Annotated in this window: 22 protein-coding genes and 1 pseudogene; 9 read left to right on the top strand and 14 right to left on the bottom strand. The window is 67.5% G+C overall.

The window, feature by feature from the left end; translation table 11 throughout:
- Positions 1-62 precede the first annotated feature (62 nt).
- Both dksA and fliX read right to left on the bottom strand, forming a co-directional pair.
- Complete coding sequence (gene dksA, locus AC07NN_RS20195) at positions 63-491, bottom strand: RNA polymerase-binding protein DksA (RefSeq protein WP_494645124.1); 429 nt, start codon at positions 489-491, stop codon at positions 63-65.
- Between the two features lie 212 nt (positions 492-703).
- Positions 704-1,135, bottom strand: a complete 432-nt coding sequence (gene fliX, locus AC07NN_RS20190) for a flagellar assembly regulator FliX (protein WP_494645121.1) — start codon at positions 1,133-1,135, stop codon at positions 704-706.
- A 219-nt stretch (positions 1,136-1,354) separates the two neighbouring features.
- Between fliX and AC07NN_RS20185 the strand changes: the two genes are divergently transcribed.
- Genes AC07NN_RS20185 through AC07NN_RS20175 form a run of 3 tightly spaced genes read left to right on the top strand, consistent with a single transcriptional unit; the run spans position 1,355 to position 3,277 of the window.
- Complete coding sequence (locus AC07NN_RS20185; protein ID WP_494645118.1) at positions 1,355-2,467, top strand: flagellar basal body P-ring protein FlgI; 1,113 nt, start codon at positions 1,355-1,357, stop codon at positions 2,465-2,467.
- Positions 2,467-2,823, top strand: a complete 357-nt coding sequence (locus AC07NN_RS20180; RefSeq protein ID WP_494645116.1) for a rod-binding protein — start codon at positions 2,467-2,469, stop codon at positions 2,821-2,823. The genes AC07NN_RS20185 and AC07NN_RS20180 overlap by 1 nt, the downstream gene beginning before the upstream one ends.
- 4 nt (positions 2,824-2,827) lie before the next feature.
- Positions 2,828-3,277, top strand: coding sequence for a flagellar basal body protein (locus AC07NN_RS20175; RefSeq protein WP_494645114.1), 450 nt, complete (start codon positions 2,828-2,830; stop codon positions 3,275-3,277).
- On the opposite strand, the gene AC07NN_RS20170 is transcribed toward AC07NN_RS20175, so the two are convergent.
- From AC07NN_RS20170 to AC07NN_RS20155, 4 genes are read right to left on the bottom strand one after another with little or no spacing between them, the layout of a single operon-like run.
- On the bottom strand, positions 3,274-3,906 hold the full coding sequence (locus AC07NN_RS20170) for a class I SAM-dependent methyltransferase (RefSeq protein WP_494645112.1): 633 nt from the start codon (positions 3,904-3,906) through the stop codon (positions 3,274-3,276). The two genes, AC07NN_RS20175 and AC07NN_RS20170, sit on opposite strands and share 4 nt — an antisense overlap.
- 15 nt (positions 3,907-3,921) lie before the next feature.
- Positions 3,922-5,181, bottom strand: a complete 1,260-nt coding sequence (locus AC07NN_RS20165) for a DUF3422 domain-containing protein (RefSeq protein WP_494645110.1) — start codon at positions 5,179-5,181, stop codon at positions 3,922-3,924.
- Between the two features lie 56 nt (positions 5,182-5,237).
- A complete protein-coding gene (locus tag AC07NN_RS20160) occupies positions 5,238-6,848 on the bottom strand; it encodes an ABC-F family ATP-binding cassette domain-containing protein (protein ID WP_494645108.1) in 1,611 nt (536 codons plus the stop codon).
- Positions 6,805-6,918 (bottom strand): hypothetical protein, encoded by a 114-nt coding sequence (locus AC07NN_RS20155; RefSeq protein WP_494645106.1) that lies wholly within the window; start codon positions 6,916-6,918, stop codon positions 6,805-6,807. Before AC07NN_RS20155 ends, AC07NN_RS20160 begins: the two co-directional genes overlap by 44 nt.
- A gap of 124 nt (positions 6,919-7,042) precedes the next feature.
- Between AC07NN_RS20155 and AC07NN_RS20150 the strand changes: the two genes are divergently transcribed.
- Positions 7,043-7,507: a DUF1203 domain-containing protein gene (locus tag AC07NN_RS20150; RefSeq protein ID WP_494645104.1), complete on the top strand. Its 465-nt coding sequence runs from the start codon at positions 7,043-7,045 to the stop codon at positions 7,505-7,507.
- A gap of 5 nt (positions 7,508-7,512) precedes the next feature.
- Here AC07NN_RS20150 and AC07NN_RS20145 read toward each other — a convergent pair whose 3' ends face one another.
- From AC07NN_RS20145 to AC07NN_RS20135, 3 genes are all read right to left on the bottom strand, one after another.
- Positions 7,513-7,680 (bottom strand): hypothetical protein, encoded by a 168-nt coding sequence (locus AC07NN_RS20145; protein WP_494645102.1) that lies wholly within the window; start codon positions 7,678-7,680, stop codon positions 7,513-7,515.
- 120 nt (positions 7,681-7,800) lie between these two features.
- A complete protein-coding gene (locus AC07NN_RS20140; protein WP_494645100.1) occupies positions 7,801-8,283 on the bottom strand; it encodes a hypothetical protein in 483 nt (160 codons plus the stop codon).
- Between the two features lie 43 nt (positions 8,284-8,326).
- Positions 8,327-9,001, bottom strand: a complete 675-nt coding sequence (locus tag AC07NN_RS20135) for a hypothetical protein (protein ID WP_494645098.1) — start codon at positions 8,999-9,001, stop codon at positions 8,327-8,329.
- 243 nt (positions 9,002-9,244) lie between these two features.
- On the opposite strand from AC07NN_RS20135, the gene uvrA reads away from it, so the two are divergent.
- Positions 9,245-12,154 (top strand): excinuclease ABC subunit UvrA, encoded by a 2,910-nt coding sequence (gene uvrA, locus AC07NN_RS20130; protein WP_494645096.1) that lies wholly within the window; start codon positions 9,245-9,247, stop codon positions 12,152-12,154.
- Positions 12,155-12,231: 77 nt separating this feature from the next.
- On the opposite strand, the gene AC07NN_RS20125 is transcribed toward uvrA, so the two are convergent.
- Positions 12,232-13,143 carry a hypothetical protein gene (locus tag AC07NN_RS20125; RefSeq protein WP_494645094.1) on the bottom strand — a complete coding sequence of 304 codons (912 nt, stop codon included), beginning with the start codon at positions 13,141-13,143 and terminating at the stop codon, positions 12,232-12,234.
- A gap of 167 nt (positions 13,144-13,310) precedes the next feature.
- Here AC07NN_RS20125 and AC07NN_RS20120 point away from each other — a divergent pair, with 167 nt between their 5' ends.
- On the top strand, positions 13,311-13,925 hold the full coding sequence (locus AC07NN_RS20120) for a glutathione S-transferase family protein (RefSeq protein WP_494645092.1): 615 nt from the start codon (positions 13,311-13,313) through the stop codon (positions 13,923-13,925).
- Positions 13,922-14,004: pseudogene (locus AC07NN_RS20115) on the top strand (hypothetical protein); the annotation flags it as partial. The gene AC07NN_RS20120 and the pseudogene AC07NN_RS20115, both read left to right, overlap by 4 nt.
- Before the next feature lie 14 nt (positions 14,005-14,018).
- Here the strand turns inward: AC07NN_RS20115 and AC07NN_RS20110 are convergent.
- The 3 genes from AC07NN_RS20110 to AC07NN_RS20100 all read right to left on the bottom strand — a co-directional run bounded on the left by AC07NN_RS20110 (position 14,019) and on the right by AC07NN_RS20100 (position 16,769).
- On the bottom strand, positions 14,019-14,906 hold the full coding sequence (locus AC07NN_RS20110; protein WP_494645090.1) for a hypothetical protein: 888 nt from the start codon (positions 14,904-14,906) through the stop codon (positions 14,019-14,021).
- Entirely contained in the window at positions 14,907-15,683 is a 777-nt protein-coding gene (locus AC07NN_RS20105; protein ID WP_494645911.1) for a hypothetical protein, read from the bottom strand.
- Between the two features lie 147 nt (positions 15,684-15,830).
- Positions 15,831-16,769 carry a hypothetical protein gene (locus AC07NN_RS20100; protein ID WP_494645088.1) on the bottom strand — a complete coding sequence of 313 codons (939 nt, stop codon included), beginning with the start codon at positions 16,767-16,769 and terminating at the stop codon, positions 15,831-15,833.
- 96 nt (positions 16,770-16,865) lie between these two features.
- Here AC07NN_RS20100 and trmFO point away from each other — a divergent pair, with 96 nt between their 5' ends.
- A complete protein-coding gene (gene trmFO / locus AC07NN_RS20095) occupies positions 16,866-18,278 on the top strand; it encodes a methylenetetrahydrofolate--tRNA-(uracil(54)-C(5))-methyltransferase (FADH(2)-oxidizing) TrmFO (RefSeq protein WP_494645086.1) in 1,413 nt (470 codons plus the stop codon).
- A 7-nt stretch (positions 18,279-18,285) separates the two neighbouring features.
- Here the strand turns inward: trmFO and AC07NN_RS20090 are convergent, their stop codons facing one another.
- Positions 18,286-19,458, bottom strand: coding sequence for an alpha/beta hydrolase (locus AC07NN_RS20090; RefSeq protein ID WP_494645084.1), 1,173 nt, complete (start codon positions 19,456-19,458; stop codon positions 18,286-18,288).
- 357 nt (positions 19,459-19,815) lie between these two features.
- Between AC07NN_RS20090 and AC07NN_RS20085 the strand changes: the two genes are divergently transcribed.
- The gene (locus tag AC07NN_RS20085) at positions 19,816-23,190 is read left to right on the top strand and encodes a TonB-dependent receptor (RefSeq protein ID WP_494645082.1); all 3,375 of its coding nucleotides are present in this window, start codon (positions 19,816-19,818) and stop codon (positions 23,188-23,190) included.
- Positions 23,191-23,205: the final 15 nt, after the last annotated feature.

The following is a 23,205-nucleotide window of genomic DNA, read 5'->3' as shown; positions in this document are numbered from 1 at the left end:
TTTCCCTCAGGGCCGTTTGAAAACACATCAGTCGGCTCCCGGAGGAACCCCGCCAAGCGGCGCTAGTCGTCGCGGTGGACGCGTTCGCGGCGCTCGTGGCGTTCCTGGGCCTCGACGCTCATGGTCGCGGTCGGACGAGCGTCCAACCGAGCCAGGCCGATGGGCTCGCCCGTCTCCTCGCAATAGCCGTAAGAGCCGTCTTCGACTCGGCGCAGGGCCTGGTCGATCTTGGAGATCAGCTTCCGTTGGCGGTCGCGGGTACGGAGCTCAAGAGCCCGATCAGTTTCCGAGGACGCACGATCGGCTAGATCGGCGTGGTTCTCGGTTTCTTTCTGGAGATGGGAGACCGTCTCGCGAGATTCGCGAAGGATCTCTTCCTTCCAAGCCAGCAGCTTTTGCTTGAAATACTCAAGCTGCCGGTCGTTCATAAAAGGCTCGTCCTCGGAAGGACGATAATCAGATTTCTCGACTAGAACTGTGGCCGTTTGCATCAACGCCTCACGCCCCAATGAACTCAGCCCTCGAAGGCTGCGTGCTTATAGCAAAAGGTGAGCCGCGTTCAATGAACCTCGCGTGAGTGGCGCGTTCAGGTCGCGCAGAGCGCACGGAAGGCGCAGGATCGCGGCGACGACGGGTATAAAACGCGCGAGAAGGCCAAGCGTCGCAAGGGAAGGCCATATCGGTGTCCCCTGCCCTAGCCATGTCAGCTATTGGCCTGAAGCTTGGCCAGCTCGACGGCCGCGCGCGTCTCGATTTCGTTGAGGATGCCTTCCAGGCCGGGATCCTCGGTGTTCTCGCGCTGCTCGCGGATGGCGCGCGATAGCTTGTGCAGGGTGTCCTGCGAGATGTCGCCGTCGATCAGCGCCACCCGCACGTCGCCCAAAAGATCCAGGATGTGCTCGGCGCGGCGCACCGCGCGCTTGCGGCGCTCCAGGGGACCGCCGACGGCGCCCATTTCCTGCAGGGCCAGAAGGGCGTCGACCGAGCCGACCCCCGACAGACCGCCGACCGAGGCCGTGCTGGCTGCGCCGCTGGCGGCGTTCACCGAAGGCAGGCTGAAGCCGGTCGAACCGCCGGCGGACTTGGCCCGCGACGCGCCAGTAGCCCCTACGCCCCCCGTGCCTGAAACCTTCATCCGACAGCTCCAAAAAGCATGCGCACGCGAGTCACTCTTCCCGCTGCCTCACCATAATCCCGTTCCGCGCTTGAAGTATGGTTAATGCCGGGCAGATTCTGCCGTTCGGCGCCGTACGGACCATCGGCGAATCCGAAATCCCTTGCGTCATAAGGATTTGAAACTGGCCCGCTTCTGGCATGGGGCGGCGCGGGGACGTCTCCCCGTCACGGGACTACCATGCCGCGTTCATTCTTTCGCACCGTTCTGATCGCCCTGGTCGCCGCGTCCGCGTTCGTCGCGGGTCCGGCTTTCGCCAAGTCGCGCATCAAGGACATCGTCGCCTTCGAGGGCGTCCGGGACAACCAGCTGATCGGCTACGGCGTCGTCGTCGGCCTGAACGGTTCGGGGGACTCTCTGCGCAACGCGCCGATGACCAAGCAGAGCCTGGAAGCGATGCTGGAACGCCAGGGCGTCAACGTCCGCGACGCGAACCTCAACACCAAGAACACAGCCACGGTCATGGTCACCGCCAACCTGCCCGCGTTCGGCGCGGCCGGTTCGAAGCTGGACGTGACCGTTTCGGCCCTGGGCGACGCCAAGAGCCTGCTGGGCGGCACGCTGCTGGTCACCAGCCTGCAAGGCGCGGACGGCCAGACCTATGCCGTCGCCCAAGGCACCGTGCAGACCGGTTCGGTTTCGGCCGGCGGCGCTTCGGGCAGCTCGGTCACCAAGGGCGTGCCGACCGCCGGGCGCATCGCCTCGGGCGGCATCATCGAGCGCGAGACCGGCTTCCAGATGGTCAACATGGACATCATGCGCCTGACCCTGCGCAATCCGGACTTCACCACCGCCCGCCGCATCGCCGACGCCATCAACGCCAAGTTCCCCGGCTGCGCCCAGGCCCAGAACCCGACCATCATCGCCACCCGCGCCCCTCCCGGCACGGACATGATCACCTTCATGACCAACATCGAGAACCTGGAAGTCGAGCCCGACGCTCCGGCCAAGGTGGTGATCGACGAAGTGGCCGGCGTCATCGTCATGGGCGACGACGTCCGCATCAGCCAAGTGGCGATCGCCCAGGGCAACCTGACCATCACGGTCCAGGAGAACCCGGCGGTCAGCCAGCCCGGCGCGTTCAGCCAGGGCCAGACCAAGGTCATCCCGCAGTCGACCGTCAGCATCGACGAGGAGAAGGGCAAGCAACTGCTCACCCTGGGCGGCGCGGCCTCGCTGAAGAGCCTCGTCGGTGGCTTGAACGCCCTAGGCGTCACGCCTCGCGACATGATCTCGATCCTGCAGGCCGTGAAGGCGGCCGGCGCCCTGCAAGCCGACATCGAGGTGATGTGATGAGCATGCTGTCGACGCTCTCCACCCTCTCGCCGCAGCTGGGCGCCGCGGCCGCTTCGGTCAAGTCGGCCGCCCAGGCGGTGCAGACCGCCGTTCAGTCGCCCGACGAAAAGGCCAAGCGCGCCAAGATCGCCGCGACCGCCCAGAACTTCGAGAGCTCGTTCATGTCGGTGATGATGCAGCAGATGTTCGAGGGCGTGAAAACCTCCGAACCGTTCGGCGGCGGCAACGGCGAGGCGATGTTCAAGTCGGTGCTGACCGACGCGATGTCCAAGCAGGTCACCCAGTCGGGCGGCATCGGTCTGGCATCCACGATCCAGCGCGAAATGCTGAAGATGCAAGGTCTGAAGGAGTAGCCCCATGGCCATCGCCGCCATCGACGCCGACGATCGCGTCCACCAGCTGATCCTGCTGACCGAGCGCCTGACCGACCTGATCGCCAAGGAAGCGCACGCCTTCGAGACCCACCGCCCGCACGAGGCGGCGCAGTACGTCGAGGAGACCGCCAAGCTCGCCAACGTCTATCGGCACGAGTCGATGCGGGTGCGGCACAACGTGGCCCTGGTCGAGGCCGCGCGCCCCGAACTGCGCCAGCGCCTGATGCGCGCCACCGAAGCCTTCGACGCCGTCCTGGCCCGCCAGGCGCGCGCCGTCACCGCCGCCAAGACCGTGACCGAGGGCCTGGTCCACGCCGTGGCTCAGGAAATCGCCAACCAGCGCGCCGCGCCGGCCACCACCTATGGCGGCGGCGGCATGATCAACGACCGCCCGCAGCATGGCGCGGCGATCACCCTGAACCGCAAGGCCTAGGACTTCAGGACAAAGACGGCTGCGGCCCGCGCCGCGCCGTCCGGGTCGCCATAGTCGGCGACCGGATATTCCGCGACCACCGCCAGGCGGTCGCTCGGCAGCGAGGCCCGCCAGGGATCGCCGATCAGCACCGCGATCCCGGCCGCCACGCAGCGCTGCAGATAGGCCAGGACCCGCGTCGCCAGGTCCGGGTCGTAGAAGAGATCGCCCACCAGCATCAGATCGACCGAAGGCGGTTCGCCCGTCGTCAGATCACCGTGGATGGCCTCGACCTTCACCCCGTTGGCGGCGGCGTTCAGGCGCGTGGCGGTCACCGCGTAGGGATCGACATCGGCCGCCCTCACCTCGCTCGCGCCCGCCAAGGCGGCGGCGATGGCGACGAGGCCCGAGCCGGCGCCCAGGTCCAGCACCCGCTTGCCGTCGACCGTTTCAGGGCGATCCAGCACATGTCGCGCCAGGGCCAGCCCTCCGCCCCACGTCCGCGCCCAGTAGGGCGAGCCGAAGTCCGGATCGACCTGCGCCAGCCGCATCAGGCCGCTGCGGGGACCGGCGCGGTGCAGCCGCACCTCCGGCACGCCGGGCGCGGGCTCCAGCGGCAGGCGCTCCTGAATGAAGGCTTCGAGGTCCAAGCCCGGACTAAGGGCCTAGTGCGGGCCGTCGATCAACCGCTTCTTGCGGCGGTGCAGGCTAAGGGCGATCCCGACCAGCACCAGCGGAACCAGGGCCGACAGCACCCGCTCTCCTCCGCCCGGCCAGCCATGCAGCCAAGGCTTCAAGAGATAGCCCAGCAAGCCCAGCACGTAGTAGCCGACCGCGAAGATCGACAGCCCTTCGACCAGGCCCTGCAACTTGGTCTGCAGTTGCAGGCTGGCGTCCATGCCGCGCAGGGTCTCCTGGTTCTGGCGATCCTGGGCCAAGCCGAGCTTGGTGCGCAGCAGGTCGCCGCTGCGGGCGATGCGCAGGGAAAGATCATCCAGCCGCCGATCGGCCGCCTCGCGCGTTCGCATGGCCGGCAGAAGGCGCCGGGCGATGAACTCGCTCATTGTGGAGTGACCGGCGACGCGCCGCTCGCGCAGGGCCTCCAGCCGGTCCAGGGTCAGGCGGTGATAGGACTCGGTGGCCCCGCGCCGGAAGCGGTTCTTGGCGGCCCGCAGCTCGACCTCGGCGGAAAGCGCCAGCAGGTGGTCCAGCACCGTCTGGCTGTCCTCGCCCGCCGCCAGGCCGCTGGTGATCCCGGCCAACCGCGCCTCGGCCCCGTCCAGCCAGGCCAGCAGCTCGCGCGCCGGCGGGAAGCCGATCAGGGCCAATTTCCGATAGTTGCCGACCTCCAGTAGGGTCTGGAGCAGGCGCGAGACCTCGTCGTTGGCCAGGCTGATATTGTGCACGTGGATGCGCCCCGTCCCGCCCTCGCGCAGGCGGAAGTCGGTCCAGATGCGCGCCGCCCCGTCGAACACCTCGCACGAGACGCAGCGATGCAGATCGATATGCCGGCCCAGCGCCGCGTCGGCCGGCGGCTTGGCGCCCGGCGCGGAGACGGAGATTTCGACGCCTCGAAACACCTGGCCCGGCGCGCCGTCCAGCCAGAAGAAGCTCTCGTTCGACCGCGGCTCGAAGCCGAGATCGCGGCCCAGCGGGCCACAGGCGAACCAGGTCCAGGTCGAGAACTCCTGATGCCGCTCCCACAGCCAACCGCCGCTCTCATCGGCGACGACGGCGCGGCCCAAGGCGGCGTCCTGGCCTGGCGCGAACAGGGCGACGAAGGCGCTCTCGGCGGCGCGATCATCGGGCTCGACCAGGAACACCCACTGGCGCAGGCGGACCGGCGCCCGGTCCAATGGCAGCGCCCGCAGGTGCATCAGTTCGCTCAATGTCACCCGGAGGGGGTGGTCCCGGTCGCCGCTCATGCCGTAGTTACCGTGGCCTGACGTCACCAAGTCAAGACGCAATGTTAGCGGTCACATTAAGCTGACAAATCCCTTGGCGTGCCATGCGATCCGAGGACGATCCGCCGCTCGACGCCGATGGCGGCCAGGAATTCCTCGTCGTGACTGACGACCAGCAGCGCCCCGTCATAGCCGGACAGCGCCGCCTCGACGGCCTCGATGGAGGAAAGGTCCAGGTGGTTGGTCGGCTCGTCGAGGATGAGCAGCTGCGGCGGCGTGGCGGCGCAGAGCATGCAGGCCAGGGCCGCCCGCAGGCGCTCGCCGCCGCTCAGGGTGCCAGCCACCTGATGGGCGGCGGTGTTGCGGAACAGGAACCGCGCCAGGGCCGCGTGGGCGTCGTTCTGGCTGGCGCCCGGGTTCAGACGGCGGAAGTTCTCCAGGATGGTCTCGTCGTCGTTCAGCAGCGCGGCGCGCTGGTCCAGCAAGGCGACTGGAACGCCGAGGCGGACTTCCCCGCCGGTCGGCGACAGATCCCCCGTCGCCAGGCGGATCAGGCTGGTCTTCCCCGTCCCGTTCGCGCCGGACACCGCCACGCGCTCCGGCCCGGCCAAACGGAAGGTCAGCCCCTCGATCAACGGCGTCCCGCTTGGCCAGGCGAAGGCGATGTTCTCGAAGGACAGCACCGTCCGCCCCTCCGGCAGGCCGCTGGACGGCAGGTCGAAGCCCAGCGTCCGGGCGCGCTCGACGCGAGCTTCCGCCGAAGCCTTCGCTTCCGTCGCCTGGGCCGTCAGCTTCTCGGCCAGCTTGCCTTCGCGCGCGCCGCTGTTCTCGGCCCGCTCGGCCATCATGCCGAGCAGGATCTTCGGCGTGCCGCCCCGGTCGGCGAACTTGCGGCCGGCAGCGTCGCGGCGGTCCTTGCGCTCGCGGGCGACCTGGGCCTCGCGGGCGACGCGACGGACTTCCTTCTCGGCGTGGTCGAGGTCGCGCTGGGCGGCCTCGGACTCGGCGGCCTTGCGTTCGGCATAGAGGTCCCAGCCGCCGCCGTACGAGCGCGCGCCCAGCGACGACAGCTCGACGATCCGGTCCATGCCACGCAGCAGGCTCCTGTCGTGGCTGACCACCACCGCTCCGCCGCGCCAGCGCGCCAGCACCCGAGCGACCAGCGCCTTGGCCTCGGCGTCGAGGTTGTTGGTCGGCTCGTCCAGCAGCAGCACGTCGGGCCGAGCGATCAGCAGCCGCGCCAGCCCCGCCCGCGTCGCCTGGCCACCCGACAGCGCCGCCGCTGGTCGCTCGGGATCAAGACCGGAGAGACCGACGTCGGCCAGGGCCTGGTCCAGTCGCGCGGGCAGATCCCAGTCGGCGTCCGAGAGATCGGCCTCGTCGCCCTCCCCGCGTTCGATGCGCGAGAGGCGGTCCCAGTCCGGGCCGACGCCCAGCAGGCCGACCAGCCGCGTGTTGCCGGAAAGGTCCGGCGCCTGGTCCAGCACGCCGACCGAGCCGACGCGGGCGACGGTTCCAGACAGCGGCGAGCGCGCACCGGCAATCAGCGCCAGCAAAGTCGACTTGCCCACGCCGTTGCGTCCCACCAGGCCGATGCGCTCGGCCCCGATGGACAGGTTCAGGTTTTCGAAGAGCGGCCGGCCGTCAGGCGTTGCGGCGGAAACGGCATCCAGAGTGACGAAGGACATGCGAACCCACGGTCAGGGAAACGGGAAGGACGAAGCGGTCTTCCGGCTTGCTGATCATGGGAGCCTCCATCGGTTGGGAGCCGGGCTTCTACGCCCGCGAACGCGGTTCGGCAAGCGTGACTGGCGACCGCAAGGATCGGGTGTCGCAGTGCGGCCGGCGGCGCGAGAACGAGGCCAACACAGGAGTTCCTCTCATGGCCTACGCCGTCACCAGCCTGCCCGCCGAACCGTTCGCCCCGTTGTTCTCGATGGACGACGAGACCCTGGCCCGCCACGGCGCTCGTCGCGTGGTCGCCGACGCCAGGCTGGGCTTTCCCTGCCGGGTGAGCCTGGACGACGCCGAGGTCGGCGAGACGCTGATCCTAGTCAATTACGAGCACCAGCCCGCGCCGACGCCGTTCCGCGCCAGCCACGCCATCTTCGTCCGCGAAGGCGTGGAGCCCGCCGCCACGGTCGATGCGATGCCGCCCGCCCTGCGCCGCCGCCTGCTGGCCCTACGCGCCTTCGACGCCGACGGCATGATGCGCGCCGCCGACATCGTCGAGGGCGCGCAGGCCGACAGCCTGATCGCGACATTGTTCGAAAATCCGGAGATCGCCTACCTGCACGCCCACTACGCCAAGTGGGGCTGCTACGCGGCGAGGATCGACCGCGCCTAGGGAGCCTAGTTCGGGACCATGTTGTTCAGGACCCAGATCAGCGAGCCGATCCCGCCGCAGAACACCATCATGTCGATGATGACCGAACGCGGCTTGGGCGCCTTCAACGCGTCGAAGGCGTCGTGCTTGGCTTCCTGTTTCCCGCTTTCAGCGGCGGCGGCCTTCTTGGCCATGGCTCGGTCCCTTCCAAGGTCGAGCCACCGCCCGATGGTGGGCGTTAAACCATGCGTGGACTGAAGAACCCGCTTCCAAACAGGGTTTAGCGAATCCGAACGACCATCAGGTCTTGGACTTCACTTCTTCGGCTTTTGAGCCGCCACGCCGTCGGTCAGGACGTTGCACAACTTCATCTGGTCGGTGAGGAAGGTCTTCTCGACCGTGTCGCCTCTGCGGAACTTCGGCACGATCGCCGAGGCCAGCCGGAAGCGGGCGTCGGTCACGCTCTTGCGGTCGACCTCGCCCTTGGCCTGCAGGGTCTCGAACGCCTCGGCCAGCGACGGCGCGTAGAACAGGTTCGTCGGGATGTAGAGCGGCGGGTAGAGGATCCGCAGCGCCCCGTCGCCCGGCGCGATGATGGTGTTGGCCGTGACGTCCGGGTCCGACAGCAGGAAGCGGGTCATGTCGCAGGCGGCCAGGGCCTCGCCCCAACTCTGGGCCTTGTTGACGTCCAGCGGGGCCAGCAACGGCGACGGCGGCGCCTCGGCGCGGGCCACGGCGGCGCCCATCAGGGCGGTGATGGTCGCCAGCGCGGCGACGGCTCTGCGAAGGCGGGTCATGGCGCGATGATGCCACCTTCGCGCGCACAGGCAATGGGCCTGCTCAGAAGCAGCCGCCGTCGCGCAGGCTGGGCGACGGGCTGCCGGTCGAGGCGAGGTTTCGCTCGCTGAAGCCGGGTGTGCGACCCCGGCGATAGTCGCGGCAGCGCTGCTTGCGCACCTCGTGCGGGTCAGGCGCCGCCTTGGGTCCTGGCGTCTCCCACTTCGTCTCGTCTATCGGGCCAATGAAGTTGGCCGATGGGCGCTTGTCGCGCGGTTTGCCGCCCCAGCCGCCGTAGCACTTGTCCTTCTCCTCGTCGGTCATGTGCTCGCTGCTAAGGCCCTGGCAGGCGCGGTAGTAACGGCCCCAGCCCCACTCCGGTACGCCCTCCGTGATCTTCCAGCGGTCGATGGTCCTCTGATCCATCCGCCATTGCGGATCGATGGCGGGCGCGGGCGGCGCGTTCGGGGCCGCCTGTGTCGTCGCCGTGGGCCCTTCCGAAATCGCGGATCGATCCGGTGACGCCAGCGCGGCGACCGACGGCGAGCCGGACGCAACCGAGACCAACTTCGTCGGCTGTTTCTGCTTCTCCGGCCGTTCCAGCTCCACGAGAATGGTCGGCGGCTCCTCGACCAACGGCGCGGGCTCCTCAATCAGCACCAGGGCGCCGAGGATCAGGCCATTGACCAGCACGCCACCGCACACGGCGATCCACCGATCGGTCCCCCTCCGCCCCATGCCGCCGCCACCTCCGGTTAAGCTGGGCGGGGACGACGCGCGCGAATGGCGCCGGTTTCGAGACCATCCGGTGTCAAGCGGCGCCTTATTGGCGGCGCCGCTGCTGACATCCGCTGTCAGCAGAAAGGCCGCCTCGCGCGCGCGACATTTGTTCGCATCTTGTTCTTGTGTTAATTCGCGCTTCGAGCCCTACATATAGCCGCTGCGCCGCCACCAATCGTGCGGCCCAACGTTCCGGAAAACATGGCTGAGCAACTGAACTTCATCCGCGTTCGCGGCGCCCGTGAGCACAATCTCAAGGACGTCAGCGTCGACATCCCGCGTGGCGAGCTGGTCGTGCTGACCGGCCTGTCCGGCTCGGGCAAGTCGTCCCTGGCCTTCGACACGATCTATGCCGAGGGCCAGCGCCGCTACGTGGAGAGCCTGTCGGCCTATGCCCGTCAGTTCCTGGAGCTGATGAGCAAGCCGGACGTCGACCTGATCGAGGGCCTGTCGCCCGCGATCTCGATCGAGCAGAAGACGACGTCGCGCAACCCGCGCTCGACCGTCGGCACGGTGACCGAGATCCACGACTACATGCGCCTGCTGTGGGCGCGGGTCGGGACCCCCTACTCGCCCGCCACCGGCCTGCCGATCGAGAGCCAGACCATCAGCCAGATGGTCGACAAGATCACCGCCCTGCCCGAAGGCACGCGTCTCTATCTGCTGGCCCCTGTCGTTCGCGACCGCAAGGGCGAGTACCGCAAGGAGATCGCCGAGTGGCAGAAGGCCGGCTTCCAGCGGCTGAAGATCGATGGCGAGTACTACCCGATCGAGGACGCGCCGGTCCTCGACAAGAAGTTCAAGCACGACATCGACGTGGTCGTGGACCGCGTGGTCACCAAGCCCGACATGGAGCAGCGCCTGGCCGACTCCATCGAACAGGCCCTGCGCCTGGCCGATGGCCTGGCGGTCGCCGAGTTCGCCACCATCGAGGAAGGCGAGAAGGAGCCGCGTCGGATCCTGTTCTCGGAGCGCTTCGCCTGTCCGGTCAGCGGCTTCACGATCGCCGAAATCGAGCCGCGCCTGTTCTCGTTCAACAACCCGGCGGGCGCGTGCCCGGTCTGCGACGGCCTGGGCGCGAAGCTGGCCTTCGACGCCGACCTGGTGATCCCCGACAAGGACAAGAGCCTGCACAAGGGCGCCGTCGCCCCGTGGGCCAAGGGCCCGTCGCCGCTCTACACCCAGACCCTGCAGGCCCTGGCCCGCCACTACGGCTTCTCGATGGACGAGCCGTGGCACAAGCTGTCGCCGGATGCTCGCGAGGTAGTCCTCCAGGGCTCCAAGGGCGTGAAGATCAAGTTCGTCTATGACGACAACGCCCGGAAGTACGAGGTCGAGAAGCCCTTCGAGGGCGTGCTGCCGAACCTGGAACGCCGCTGGCGCGAAACGGACTCCAGCTGGGTCCGCGAAGAGCTGGGCCGCTACCAGTCCGACACCCCGTGCGAAACCTGCCACGGCAAGCGCCTGAAGCCCGAAGCCCTGGCCGTGAAGATCGCGGCCATGGACATCGCCGAGGTCTCGATGCTGGCCATCCGGCCGGCTCGTGACTGGTTCGCCGGCCTGGAAGGCCAACTGACCGACAAGCAGATGGAGATCGCCCGGCGGATCCTGAAGGAGATCAACGACCGCCTGCGGTTCCTGGTCGACGTCGGCCTGGACTACCTCAACCTGTCGCGCGGCTCGGGCACCCTATCGGGCGGCGAGAGCCAGCGCATTCGTCTGGCCAGCCAGATCGGCTCGGGCCTCACGGGGGTTCTCTACGTGCTGGACGAGCCGTCGATCGGCCTGCACCAGCGTGACAACACTCGCCTGCTGACCTCGCTGCAGGGCCTGCGGGACCTGGGCAATTCGGTGCTGGTCGTCGAACACGACGAGGAGGCCATCCTCACCGCCGACTACGTCATCGACATGGGCCCGGCCGCCGGCGTCCATGGCGGCGAGATCGTCGCCGAGGGCAAGCCGGCCGACGTCATGGCCAATCCCAACAGCCTGACCGGCCAGTACCTGACCGGCGTGCGCGAGATCGCGGTGCCCGAAGAGCGTCGCCCGATCAACAAGAAGAAGGTGCTGCGTGTCGTCGGCGCGACCGGCAACAACCTGAAGGGCGTCACGGGCGAGATCCCCGTCGGCACCTTCACGTGCATCACCGGCGTGTCAGGCGGCGGCAAGTCGACCTTCACGATCGAGACCCTCTACAAGGCCGCCGCGCGGCGCCTGAACAACGCCAGCGACGCTCCGGCGCCGCACGAGCGGATCGAGGGCCTGGAGAACTTCGACAAGGTCATCGACATCGACCAGTCGCCGATCGGCCGCACCCCGCGCTCGAACCCGGCGACCTATACCGGCGCCTTCGGTCCGATCCGCGACTGGTTCGCCCAACTGCCGGAGAGCAAGGCGCGCGGCTATGGCCCGGGGCGCTTCAGCTTCAACGTCAAGGGCGGCCGCTGCGAGGCCTGCCAGGGCGACGGTGTCATCAAGATCGAGATGCACTTCCTGCCCGACGTCTACGTCACCTGCGATATCTGCAAGGGCAAGCGCTACAACCGCGAGACCCTGGACGTGCTGTTCAAGGGCAAGACCATCGCCGACGTTCTGGACATGACCGTCGAGGAGGCCGCCGACTTCTTCAAGGCCGTGCCGCCGATCCGCGACAAGATGGAAACCCTCAAGCGGGTGGGCCTCAGCTACATCAAGGTCGGCCAGCAGGCCACGACCCTGTCGGGCGGCGAGGCCCAGCGCGTGAAGCTGTCCAAGGAGCTCTCTAAGCGCGCCACCGGCCGCACGCTGTACATCCTCGACGAGCCGACCACCGGCCTGCACTTCGAGGACACCAAGAAGCTGCTCGAGGTGCTGCACGAGCTGGTCGACCAGGGCAACACCGTGGTCGTCATCGAGCATAACCTGGACGTGGTGAAGACCGCCGACTGGCTGCTGGACTTCGGTCCGGAAGGCGGCGACGGCGGCGGCGAGATCGTCGCCGTGGGCTCTCCCCAGGACGTGGCCAAGGTCGAGACCAGCTGGACCGGCCGCTACCTGAAGGAACTGCTGGAGCGCCACGAGGAACGCCGCAAGGCGCGGGTGGCTGAGCTGAAGAAGGCCAAGCGGGCCTAAGGCCCCAAGCCCTCAAAAGAGAAACGCCCCGGAGAGCGATCTCCGGGGCGTCTTTCGTTCTAAACCCAGCGGGCGGCCTACCAGGCGCCCTGGCTGGCGGGCGGCGTCTCGTCCTTGCCCTTCAGGGCCATGTACATGGTCGGGGCCGGAGTGAAGAGGACCAGGCTGGTCAGCACCGACAGCACGCCCGACAGCATGGCCTGGGCCATGCCCAGCGGGGTGAGGAAGACCTTCAGCGAGCTCGTATCGGCCCGCATCAGGCGGCTGGAGACGCCGATGTCGCCCGAGATGATCGCGGCCACACCGCTGACGATGGCCGTCAGCAGCAGGAAGACGATCACGCACATGACGCCGGCCAGGAAGTAGGCGCCCAGCATCGGCCAGAACTGGCCCTTGGTCAGCGGCATCGACTTGAAGAAGACGATCTTGCCCTCGTCGAAAGTCGCGGCGGTGGCGATCGACAGGCGAACGGCCAGATAGATCACGGCCCAGATCATGCCAACCAGCACCAGCAGGGCCATCAGCGCGCCGCCAGCGCCCATGGTGGCCAAGATGGTGGACAGGGTCATGCCCGTCGAGAACACCGCGAAGAGCACCAGATTGTACATCAGCCAGACGACGCCCTGACGAACCTCGTCCATGCCCAGACGCAGGTGGGCGAAGCCCTTCTCCAGGGGACGCTGGATCAGCCGATTCACCCCGGCGAACACCACCCCGTTCACCAGCAACAGGTAAGGCAGTGAGAGCATCAGGGTCGGGACCATGCTCTCGAGGGCCTTCTGCATGTCCTCCGGGTTCGGCTCTTCGCCGGTCGCCGGCATAGCGGCGGAGAGCGCATCCAGCTGAGGGCCGAAGAACTGGATCATCAGGACGCTGGAGATGATCGAGAACACCGTCATGATGAGCATCCAGACGCTCACGGACCTCAGGTTCTCGCGCACTAGGCGGAAACCGGAGAAGGCCGCGTCGGAGGCCGAGAACTTGGACATGATAGGCTCTTGAAATGACGGTTCGCCGTTAAGGCTAAACAGGTTCGGCCTCCTTCGACAGGGCCGCCGAGGTCTTTATTCGCCACGGGCTTGCGGGAAGTCGCGCGCAGACTCTAACATCCGTTTGAAAGGCGGCCGTCAGCGCCGCCGCGATCGGGGAGTCGACGATGAAGCTCTATGGCGAGGCCATGCCGGCGCCCAATCCGCGCCGTGTGCGGATCTTCCTGGCCGAGAAGGGCCTGGAGGTTCCCGAAATCCGGATCGGCATGATGCAGGGCGGTCATAGGTCGCCCGAGCACTTGGCGCGCAACAGCCTGGGCCAGGTGCCGGTGCTGGAACTCGACGACGGGACGACCATCAGCGAAACGATCGCCATCTGCCGCTATTTCGAGGTGCTGCATCCGACCCCGCCGCTGTTCGGGGTCACGGCGCTGGAGCAGGCCCAGGTCGAGATGTGGACTCGCCGGGTCGAGTTTCGCCTGATGGTGCCGGTCGGGATGTTCTGGCGCCACGCCCACCCGCTGACCGCGCGTCTCCTCAAGCAGAACGTCGAGTTCGGCGAGTCGAACCGCGAAGTGGTCGAGAAAGCCCAGCTGTGGCTTGACCGCGAACTGTCCGACGGTCGCCCCTACCTGGCCGGCGACACCTATACGGTCGCCGACATCACCGGACAGACGACCCTGGACTTCGCCGACTTCACGGGCCTGAACACACCGGCCGAGGCCAAGCACGTGCTGGCCTGGCGCGAGCGGATGGCGGCGCGGGCCAGCGCGAGCGCCTGATCCTCGCCCTTCGACAAGCTCAGGGTGAGGACCAATGCGGACGCTCCAATAGAAACCTCACCCTGAGCTTGTCGAAGGGTGGGTTTCGGTCCCTCATTCGTGCAGGCCCGCGTCGATCTCGTCCTGATTCAGCTGGGCGAAGGCGCGGGCCGGGGCGGCGACCAGGATCACCGTCTGAAGAGTCAGAAAAACGGGCGCCAGCAGCAGGTTGGCCAGCAGCACCAGGATCAGGCGCGGGTGGCTCGTCACCACATCGCCGCCGGCCATCGGGTCGACCCCGCCGCCGATCACGTTGCCGATGATGCTGGAGATCATCGCGCCCAGGATCGAAACCACGGCGCTCAGCACGATGGTCATGACGAACATGCCCAGCAGCCGCAGGAACTGGCCGTGGGTCTGGATCCAGGCGGCGCGGACATCGATGTGATGGTGCGAGAAGGCGTGCGGACCCAGCAGCGACAGGCGCACGGCCACCCACAGCGTGAAGCCGATCACCGCCAGACCGCCCAGGAAGCCGAACCAGGTCGAGGCCGCGCCCGACAGCATGGCCGTGCCCAGCACCAGGACACCTGACGGTATCACGGTGCAGACCAGCGCCGTCGCCCAGGTGATCAGCGAAACGACCAGCAGCTGGATCTCCTCCTTGCCCAGGCGCAGATAGGCGAAGCGTTTGTTCTGCGGCTCCAGCACCGAGCGGATGATCGCCGCCTGCAGCACCGCGCCGAGCAGCAGGGCCAGGGCGACCAGCAGCACCATCACCCCACCCAGATGCATGACCAGGTCGAGCAATTCACGCGGATCGGCCGACGAGCCTCGGCCCGCCAGGACCTGACGGCCCTCCTCGCCCAGCACGATCTTCACCAGCAGGCCCAGGATCGGCAGCATCACGAGCGAGAAGGTCGCCCAGGCCAGCACGGCCACCGGCTTGCGCCGCATGGTCTTCAGGCCTTCCAGGGTGGCGTCGATGGAACGAACAGACATCTAGGCGTCCTGCGAGACCGCGCTGTGGCGGTAGAGATGGGCCAGCGCCCCGGCCCAGGCCGGCGCCAGCAGAAGATAGGTGAGCGCGGCGCTCGCCGCCGTCGTTCCCAGACTACGCAGGCCCAGACCGCGCGCCGGGGCCAGGCCCAACAGCGGCGCGGCGACGATCACCGGCAGGGCGACCGCCAGGCTGACGACTAGCAGCGTCGCGACCCGACCCTTGGTCAGCGGAAAGGCGCTCAGCACCCGCACGCTCGACTGGGCGACGGTGGCCGGCGCGGTGAACGACAGGCGCAGGCCCAGCCACACCAGGATCGCCAGGCCGGCCAGCGGCGCGGCGCCGGCGACGATCCCGCCCAGCCCGGCATTGGCCAGGGCGTCCTTCCAGGCCGCCGCCGAAGTGACGTCTAGATTGGGCGCGCTGGCGCGGGCGACGCCCAGGGCCACGGCCCCGATGACGATCAGCAGGACCGAGGCGATCAGGGCGAACAGGCACAGCACCAGGAGATGCGCGCCCAGCAGCCGCCACTCGTCACGCCCCCAGCGCAGGCCCTTCAGGCCCGGCGCGCGGTCGAAGGCTCGGCGAAACAAGGCGCCTTGGGCGACGACGCCGGCGGCCAGCACGGCGAGCAGTTGCACGCCCGGCGGCAGGAAGGTCGCGGCCACGGTCAGCAGGATGGCGACCAGCAGCGCCGCCCAGCAGGCATTGATCGACGCGCCGAGGTCGGAAACGCCCGCGCGCAATGCGCCGGCGACGCTCGCCGATCCGTCCGTCATCCGATCAAGTCCCTTCATGCGACGCTCGCTCCGGACCGCCGTGGGCGAGTCGTCGCGATCCCTCGCAATCTATGGCCTCGCCACGCGTCTGGCGATGCCGTCGCGTGGACGGAACCGGATTTCGGACGGCCGTAACGCCGGCGCCACTCAGTCCTCGGAGGTCAGCATCCGGTGCGCCGCCGCCCACGGGGCGTAGAACACCGCCTGGACCGTCGCGCTGAACAGGGCGGCGATCAGACCGAAGACAGTCAGCCACGGCCAGAGATCGCGCAGCCACTCCATCGGCGGCCGGGCCATGAAGGCTTCCACGCCGCCGGAGCCGTACAAGGCCGCCAGCGATCCGCCGGCTGCGACACCGGCGCCGATCAGCACCCCGATGAACACGATCTCCAGGCACAGGATCAGCAGCACGACCAACAGCGTCATGCCCAGGAGCGGCAACGCCTTGCCCTTGGTCAGGGTCCAGGATTCGAACAGCCGGAACTGGTTGTCGACGAAGGTCATCGGCGCGGCCATCGACAGGCGCAGGGCCAGCCAGATCAGCATGCAGAAGGCCGCCGCGCCGGCCACGACGCCGACGGCGACGCCCGCGCCACGTCCTGCCTCGCCGCCCGCCACCATCACCACCGCAGTCAGCACGACCACCAGCAGGACGACGACGAAGATCACGATCATCGCCAGCACCTGCTCGACCAGCAGCAGCAGCGTCAGCCAGAGTTCGCGCGAGCCGACCCGCAGATAGGCCCAGGCCGACTGCTCGGGCGCCAGCACGGCGCGGAACACCGCCGCCGCGAACACCGCCTTCACGAACGAGGACCACAGCCAGAACAGTAAGTTGACACCGGTCATGCCCGCCTGGGCATTCATCATCTGCTGGAAAGCTTCGGGATCGGGCGTGTCGCCCTTCTGGGTCATGGCCAGTTGCATCAGCTTCTGCACTTCCGGCCCCAGGGCGAGGAAGCAGAGTATGGCCGGCAGCAGCATCGCCACGATGAAAGCGATCGCCCAACCCGCCACCACCAGCGGCTTGCGGGTGATGACGCCGAAGCCGGCCGTCGCCGCCTCGGTCACGGAAAACCTCGCCATATGCCCTCCCAGGCTCGCCGGGCGCGCGGCCCCGCCCGTGACTCAGGAGCCTACACTAGGTTTCGTCCGGCGACAGCCGGGGGTATAGGGCGCGCCATGACCACGAATTCGACCCTTCAGCCCGTTCACGTCATTGGCGGAGGCTTGGCCGGCTCCGAGGCCGCCTGGCAGATCGCCCAGGCCGGCGTGCCCGTCATCCTGCACGAAATGCGCAAGGATGACGCGACCGGCAAAGTCATCACCGACGCGCACCACACCGACGGCCTGGCCGAGATGGTGTGCTCCAACTCGTTCCGCTCGGACGACTGGCAGTTCAACGCCGTGGGCCTGCTGCACGCCGAGATGCGTAAGCTGGACAGCCTGATCATGGCCTGCGCCGACCAGCACCAAGTGCCGGCCGGCGGCGCCCTGGCCGTCGACCGCGACGGCTTCTCCGGCGAGGTCACTCGCCGCCTGGAAGCCCATCCGCTGGTCACCATCGTCCGCGAGGAGATCGCCGGCCTGCCGCCGGAAGACTGGGACAACGTCATCGTCGCCACCGGCCCCCTCACCTCGCCGGCCCTGGCCCAGGCGATCCTGGACATGACCGGCGAAGGCCAGCTCAGCTTCTTCGACGCCATCGCGCCGATCATCCACTTCGAGTCCATCAACATGGACGTCGCCTGGCGCCAGTCGCGCTACGACAAGGAAGGCCCCGGCGGCGACGCGGCCGCCTACATCAACCTGCCCATGAACAAGGAGCAGTACGAGGCCTTCATCGACGCCCTGCTCGAAGGCCCCAAGTCCGAGTTCAAGGAGTGGGAGAACGTCCCCTATTTCGATGGCTGCCTGCCCATCGAGGTGATGGCCGAGCGCGGTCGCGAGACGCTGCGTCACGGTCCGATGAAGCCGGTCGGCCTGACCAACCCGCGCGACCCGACCGTGAAGTCCTACGCCATCGTCCAGCTGCGCCAGGACAACGCCCTGGCCACGCTCTGGAACATGGTGGGCTTCCAGACCAAGCTGAAGCACGGCGTCCAGGCCGAGACCTTCCGGATGATCCCGGGGCTGGAGAACGCCCAGTTCGCCCGCCTGGGCGGCCTCCATCGCAACACCTTCATCAATTCGCCCAAGTTGCTGGATCGGTCGCTGCGCATGAAGGTCCAGCCGCGCCTGCGCTTCGCCGGCCAGGTCACGGGCGTCGAGGGCTATGTCGAGAGCGCCGCCATGGGCCTGCTCACCGGCCGCTTCGCCGCCGCCGACCGCAAGGGCGCGCCGATCGACGCTCCGCCTCCGACCACCGCCTTGGGCGCGCTGGTCGAGCATATCACCGGCGGCCACCTGGAGGCGGGCAATGGTCCCGGCAGCTTCCAGCCGATGAACATCAACTACGGCCTGCTGCCGCCGCTGGAGGCTCCTAAGGTCGACGAGGACGGCAAGAAGATCCCGCTCAAGGAACGCGGTCGCGCCAAGAAGCGCCTGATGAGCGTCCGCGCGCTCAAGGACCTGGAGACCTGGGCGGGGGCTTAAAGCCCCCCTACTCCGACGCCTTCCGATCCGCGCGCGCCTTGGCGCCGCGGCCCGTCAAGGTCAGCCCGTTCGTGTCGAAGGTGACGTCGAGGTCGGCCACATAGGCATAGAAGCGGTCCGGGCCGTTCGGCAGCATGTAGGTCGCTGACTGGCCTTCGATTTGAGCCGACAGGAGGTTCTCGAAACCCGGCTTGATCGTCAGGATGCGACCGTCCGGCAGCGCGTAGCCGCCGACATAGCGGGCCAGCGCAGCCGGCGACAGCGGCGCATACGGCAGATCGACAGGCACGGTCGGCGGCAACGTGAAGCGCAAGCCGTCGAGAACCAGGTTCGGATAGTAGGAAATGTGGTTCTCGCCCGCGTAGGACTTGGCTTGCAGTTTCACGCCCGGGCTGGTCTTGAACGCTGCGGTCAACGCGGCGAAGCCCTTATCCATCAGGCGCTTTTCCCTGGTCGTGGCGTCTTCCGCGCCGCCCACGGCGAGAAAGACCCTTTCGCCGTGCGCCTTGGCTGTGGCCTTGGCGACCCGATCCACCATGCCGGGATCTCGCGGGACCACCACGCTGCCGATGATGTAGCCCGCGAAGGCGCCGGGATTGTCCGCGAACACGTTGGTGGCGAACACCCCGCCCATCGAATGGCCGAACAGCACGGAACCCGCCGGATCGGCTGGATATCTCGCCTCGATGAATGGCCTCAGGTCCTGCAGCAGGAAAGCCTCGAAGGCGGCGCCACCGCCGCCTGCCGTTACACCATCAGCCGTGAACGGGCGATGGGCGAAGTCCTCCGCGCGCGACGGCGGCTGGCCTCGGAGGAAGCCGATGCTGACAACGATCGCCGGCGCCATCATGGCCCGCGCGCCGAGAAAGACACTGTTCGGTCCGGCCAGGCCATAACCGCCATCCAGCGCATAGATTGTCGCCAGCTTCTGACCGGGCAGGAAGACCTTGGCGTTGGGAAGCTGAACCGCGACCTCGTAGTCGCGCCCTAGACGATCGGAATGGACGACGAACCGCGTCGCGTTCTGCTCCGTGATGGCGGCCTCGGAGACGATCGTGAGGGGATCGGCGGTCGCCGCCGAAGCCAGCATCGCAAGCGCGATCGCGAAACAAGCCGCCAAGGTCCGACGCATGATCCCCCTCCACATCCCAAGGTTAAGCTGGAGGCGCAGCGTGTCCAAAAGGAGGCGCGAAACCCTGTCCTGCGGCCGCGAATCCGACGTAATCCGCCAACAAATGGCACTTAAGGGCGCCTCCGCCCCGCGCCTGGACGCGCCCACTTTCGAACGCTGGGTATCGCGAAACCGCCCCGGCTTCCGTTAGAATTTTCAGCCCCTTACCGGGCTAATGCTTGGCTATTTCCGCCACCCCGCACGGGGCCGAAATACGTCATCGTTTTTCGACAAAACTGACAAAGTTTCAAATGACACCGGTTTCTCTTGCTAATGACACCGGTGGCCGGTAGCGGTCCCATCGTTTTTGGGACCCGGTGCGCGTCAAGAAGAGCCGGGCCTGCCGCAACTTTTCGGGAGGAAACCGTGCAAACTCATTCCAAGCATCTCCGTGCCTGCGCGCTGCTGGGCCAGGCCTCGCTGGGCGCCCTGTCGATCGCCGCCGCCCTGACCCTGACGGCCGGTTCGGCCCTCGCCCAGGAGCAGACCCCCGCCCCGGCCGCCGCCCCCGCCGAAGACACCTCGGTCGAAGCCGTCGTCGTCACCGGCTACCGCGCCGCCGTGCAGAGCGCGCTCAACATGAAGCGCAATTCCAGCGTGATGGTCGACGCCATCAACGCCGACGACATCGCCGACTTCCCGGACGCCAACCTGGCTGAATCGCTGCAGCGCCTTCCGGGCGTCTCGATCGACCGCGAGAACGGCGAAGGCCGCACGATCACCGTCCGCGGCCTGGGCAGCGACTTCACCCGCGTGCGCCTGAACGGCCTGGAAGCCCTGTCGACGGCCGGTCCGTCCAACTCGGGCGACAGCGCCAACCGCTCGCGCGGCTTCGACTTCAACACCTTCGCCTCGGAGCTGTTCAGCGCCCTGAAGGTCCAGAAGACCGCCTCGGCCGAGACCGACGAAGGCTCGCTGGGCGCCACGGTCGACCTGGAAACCGGCAAGCCCCTGAACTTCAAGGGCCGTCGCCTGGCCCTGTCGGTGCAGGACGCCTACTACAAGAACGGCGGCACCCACTCGCCGCGCGTCGCCGCCCTGGTCTCGGACCGCTGGGACACCAACTGGGGCCAGTTCGGCGCCCTGTTCTCGGTCGCCTACAACAAGCGCAACCAGATCATCGACAGCTACCAGCGCCAAGCCGGCCAGTCTGACTACACCTATCGCCAAGCCACGTTCCTGGGCACGGGCTCGACCACCGCGACCCCGCGTCGCCAGGGCTTCGCCGCCCCGACCGGCACCTCGTGCAACAACGGCGTGATCCCGGGCGCCAACATCACCAACGCCGCCGTCTGCGCCGCGCTGGTGGGCTCGAACCCGACCGCCTACAACCTGGTCAACAATCCCTCGAGCGCCACGGTCGTCGGCTCGGGCATCACCGCGCCCGGCGCCCTGACCCGCATCCCGGCCCTGGCTACGCTGAACCAGCAGGACCTGGACCAGAAGCGCACCGGCCTGACCGGCGCCCTGCAATGGCGCCCGACCAGCCGCACCACGGTGTCGCTGGACTGGGTCTATTCGGAGCTCGAGCAGTCCTCGATCAACTACCAGGTCCAGACCGTCGGCCTGAACCGCAACAACACCAACGCCGCGCTGAACACGATCACCGCCGGTGACACGGCCGCAGCCAAGCGCGCCCTCTACGCCAGCTGCACGGCCCGCGCCGCCAGCGCGATCCAGGACGCCATCGACTGCGGCCAGTCGCTGGGTGGCGGCGCGCTCGTTTCGGGCATGACCAACAGCTACAACGCCAACAACCTCGATCCGTACGACTACTACAACAACCCGAAGTCGGTCGGTTACGTCGCCGATCCAACCGGCACGGCCATGCTGACCCAGTTCATCGGCCGTCCCAGCGTGCGCCTGATCGACGCCGCCCTGAGCCCCTCGGGCGCCAACGCCGACTACCTGAAGCTGGGCAATGTCGACCTGCGCTCGGCCGCCGACGCGTCGTTCTTCACGACCTACTTCCGCCAGTCGTCGCTGAAGCTGGACCACGAGTTCAGCGACAACTTCTCGATGACGGCCGTCTACGGGAAGTCCTCGTCGAACAACAAGACCCAAGGCCTGCTGGCGGACTTCATCCGCCTCGACAGCGGCCAGGGCGTGGCCGGCAACGACTACGTCACGTACGACGCGCGCGGCGGTGGCGACATGCCGGTGCTGAACCTGGGCTTCGACGCGACCCAGGCCAATGCCTGGGACTTCGTGAAGGGCTACTCGGCCCTGCGCAACTACCAGCGCTACACCCGCAATGACTACGAGACGATGCGCGTGGACTTCAAGTACGACTTGGACAGCGACACCGCCGTCCGGTTCGGCATCAGCCAGCGCAAATACGGCTTCGAGACCTCGGAATATCGCCGCCTGACCGGCGAGACCCTGAACCCCAGCCTGAAGGAAGCCGGCTCGAACGTCGCGGCCGTCAGCAAGGTCATCAACTGGGGCACCGGCCTGAAGGTCCCGGAAGGCACGACCACCGCCTTCCTCGCACCCGACCTGCGGAAGATGACCGACCTGTTCGGCTTCAACTGCAACTGCATCAACAAGTATGGCGACTGGCGCCTGTCGTACCTGGCCAGCGCGGCCAACCGCTATTCGGTCGACGAGAAGGACACCAGCGCCTACGTCCAGTTCGACTACAACACCCAGCTGTTCGGTCGTGAGCTGCGCGGCAACATCGGCACGCGCTACGCCCTCACCGAGGTGCAGTCGGACGGCCTGACCAACACCTCGCGTCCGATCTCGGGCGAGAACAAGTACCACGACCTGCTGCCGTCGATGAACGTGTCGTACGAGGTCTATGACAACCTGCTGCTGCGCTTCGGCGCGGCCAAGGTCATGGCCCGTCCGCTGCTGGCCAACCTGGCCCCGAACGTCACCGCCATCAGCGTGCCGACCAACGGCGCCACGGTCGGTGGCTCGCTGACGGTCGGCAATCCGAAGCTGGATCCGTTCCGCGCCACCAACCTGGACCTCTCGCTGGAATGGTACTTCCAGCCGGGCGCCCTGGTCTCGGTGGCGGTGTTCAACAAGGACATCTCCAGCTTCCCGCAGACCCTGGTGTCCTCGGCCAGCCTGAACTCGTTCATGGACGCCGACGCCATCGCGGCCCTGCGCGCGGCCCAGACCAACGCCCTGGCCATCGCCTATATCGACAACAACAACCCGTTCGACGTCCGCCAGTTCGGCAATGCGCCGGGCGGCTACATCCGCGGCATCGAGTTCAACTACCAGCAGGACCTGACCTTCCTGCCCTGGTACTTCAAGAACCTGGGCGTGCAGTTCAACGCCACGCACCTGGAGTCGGAACTCGAATATATCGTGACCCCGGCCAACGCCCGCCTGGGCACGGCCGCCGTCACCGCCAAGGGTCCGTTCACGGGCGCCTCGCCGGACGCGTTCAACTTCACGGTCTACTACGAAGTCGAGAAGTTCAGCGCTCGCCTGTCATCGGCCTACCGCGCCAAGTACCGCACGCAGTACCCGATCGCGACCGGCACCTGCGATCCGGGCTTCTGCGACAGCCCGCTGGTCAACGACTTCCTGGGCAACGACAGCACGTTCAACCTGGACGGCTCGGTCACCTACAAGTTCAACAAGTCCCTGACCCTGTCGGTCGACGCCCTGAACCTGACGAACCAGACCGAGAACCGCTGGGCCTACCAGAACGACCCGGTCACCACGCGCTACGCCGCAGTGGGCCGTTCGATCTTCGCGGGCATCCGGTTCGTCTACTAGCTTTCTCTCTAAGCG

Source organism: Caulobacter sp. GW821-FHT09H08 (assembly GCF_059415885.1).
This window is presented reverse-complemented; position numbering and strand designations above follow the sequence as displayed.

Excerpts from the sequence above, each read along its gene's own strand:
- AC07NN_RS20120 (WP_494645092.1), top strand. The coding sequence starts at position 13,311 with ATGAAGCTCTATGGCGAGGCCATGCCGGCGCCCAATCCGCGCCGTGTG.
- AC07NN_RS20110 (WP_494645090.1), bottom strand. The coding sequence starts at position 14,906 with ATGTCTGTTCGTTCCATCGACGCCACCCTGGAAGGCCTGAAGACCATG.
- AC07NN_RS20105 (WP_494645911.1), bottom strand. The coding sequence starts at position 15,683 with ATGACGGACGGATCGGCGAGCGTCGCCGGCGCATTGCGCGCGGGCGTT.
- fliX (WP_494645121.1), bottom strand. The coding sequence starts at position 1,135 with ATGAAGGTTTCAGGCACGGGGGGCGTAGGGGCTACTGGCGCGTCGCGG.
- AC07NN_RS20160 (WP_494645108.1), bottom strand. The coding sequence starts at position 6,848 with ATGTCCTTCGTCACTCTGGATGCCGTTTCCGCCGCAACGCCTGACGGC.
- AC07NN_RS20140 (WP_494645100.1), bottom strand. The coding sequence starts at position 8,283 with ATGACCCGCCTTCGCAGAGCCGTCGCCGCGCTGGCGACCATCACCGCC.
- AC07NN_RS20155 (WP_494645106.1), bottom strand. The coding sequence starts at position 6,918 with ATGGAGGCTCCCATGATCAGCAAGCCGGAAGACCGCTTCGTCCTTCCC.
- AC07NN_RS20165 (WP_494645110.1), bottom strand. The coding sequence starts at position 5,181 with ATGAGCGGCGACCGGGACCACCCCCTCCGGGTGACATTGAGCGAACTG.
- AC07NN_RS20175 (WP_494645114.1), top strand. The coding sequence starts at position 2,828 with ATGGCCATCGCCGCCATCGACGCCGACGATCGCGTCCACCAGCTGATC.
- AC07NN_RS20185 (WP_494645118.1), top strand. The coding sequence starts at position 1,355 with ATGCCGCGTTCATTCTTTCGCACCGTTCTGATCGCCCTGGTCGCCGCG.
- uvrA (WP_494645096.1), top strand. The coding sequence starts at position 9,245 with ATGGCTGAGCAACTGAACTTCATCCGCGTTCGCGGCGCCCGTGAGCAC.
- AC07NN_RS20100 (WP_494645088.1), bottom strand. The coding sequence starts at position 16,769 with ATGGCGAGGTTTTCCGTGACCGAGGCGGCGACGGCCGGCTTCGGCGTC.
- AC07NN_RS20135 (WP_494645098.1), bottom strand. The coding sequence starts at position 9,001 with ATGGGGCGGAGGGGGACCGATCGGTGGATCGCCGTGTGCGGTGGCGTG.
- trmFO (WP_494645086.1), top strand. The coding sequence starts at position 16,866 with ATGACCACGAATTCGACCCTTCAGCCCGTTCACGTCATTGGCGGAGGC.
- AC07NN_RS20150 (WP_494645104.1), top strand. The coding sequence starts at position 7,043 with ATGGCCTACGCCGTCACCAGCCTGCCCGCCGAACCGTTCGCCCCGTTG.
- AC07NN_RS20125 (WP_494645094.1), bottom strand. The coding sequence starts at position 13,143 with ATGTCCAAGTTCTCGGCCTCCGACGCGGCCTTCTCCGGTTTCCGCCTA.
- AC07NN_RS20180 (WP_494645116.1), top strand. The coding sequence starts at position 2,467 with ATGAGCATGCTGTCGACGCTCTCCACCCTCTCGCCGCAGCTGGGCGCC.
- AC07NN_RS20145 (WP_494645102.1), bottom strand. The coding sequence starts at position 7,680 with ATGGCCAAGAAGGCCGCCGCCGCTGAAAGCGGGAAACAGGAAGCCAAG.
- dksA (WP_494645124.1), bottom strand. The coding sequence starts at position 491 with ATGCAAACGGCCACAGTTCTAGTCGAGAAATCTGATTATCGTCCTTCC.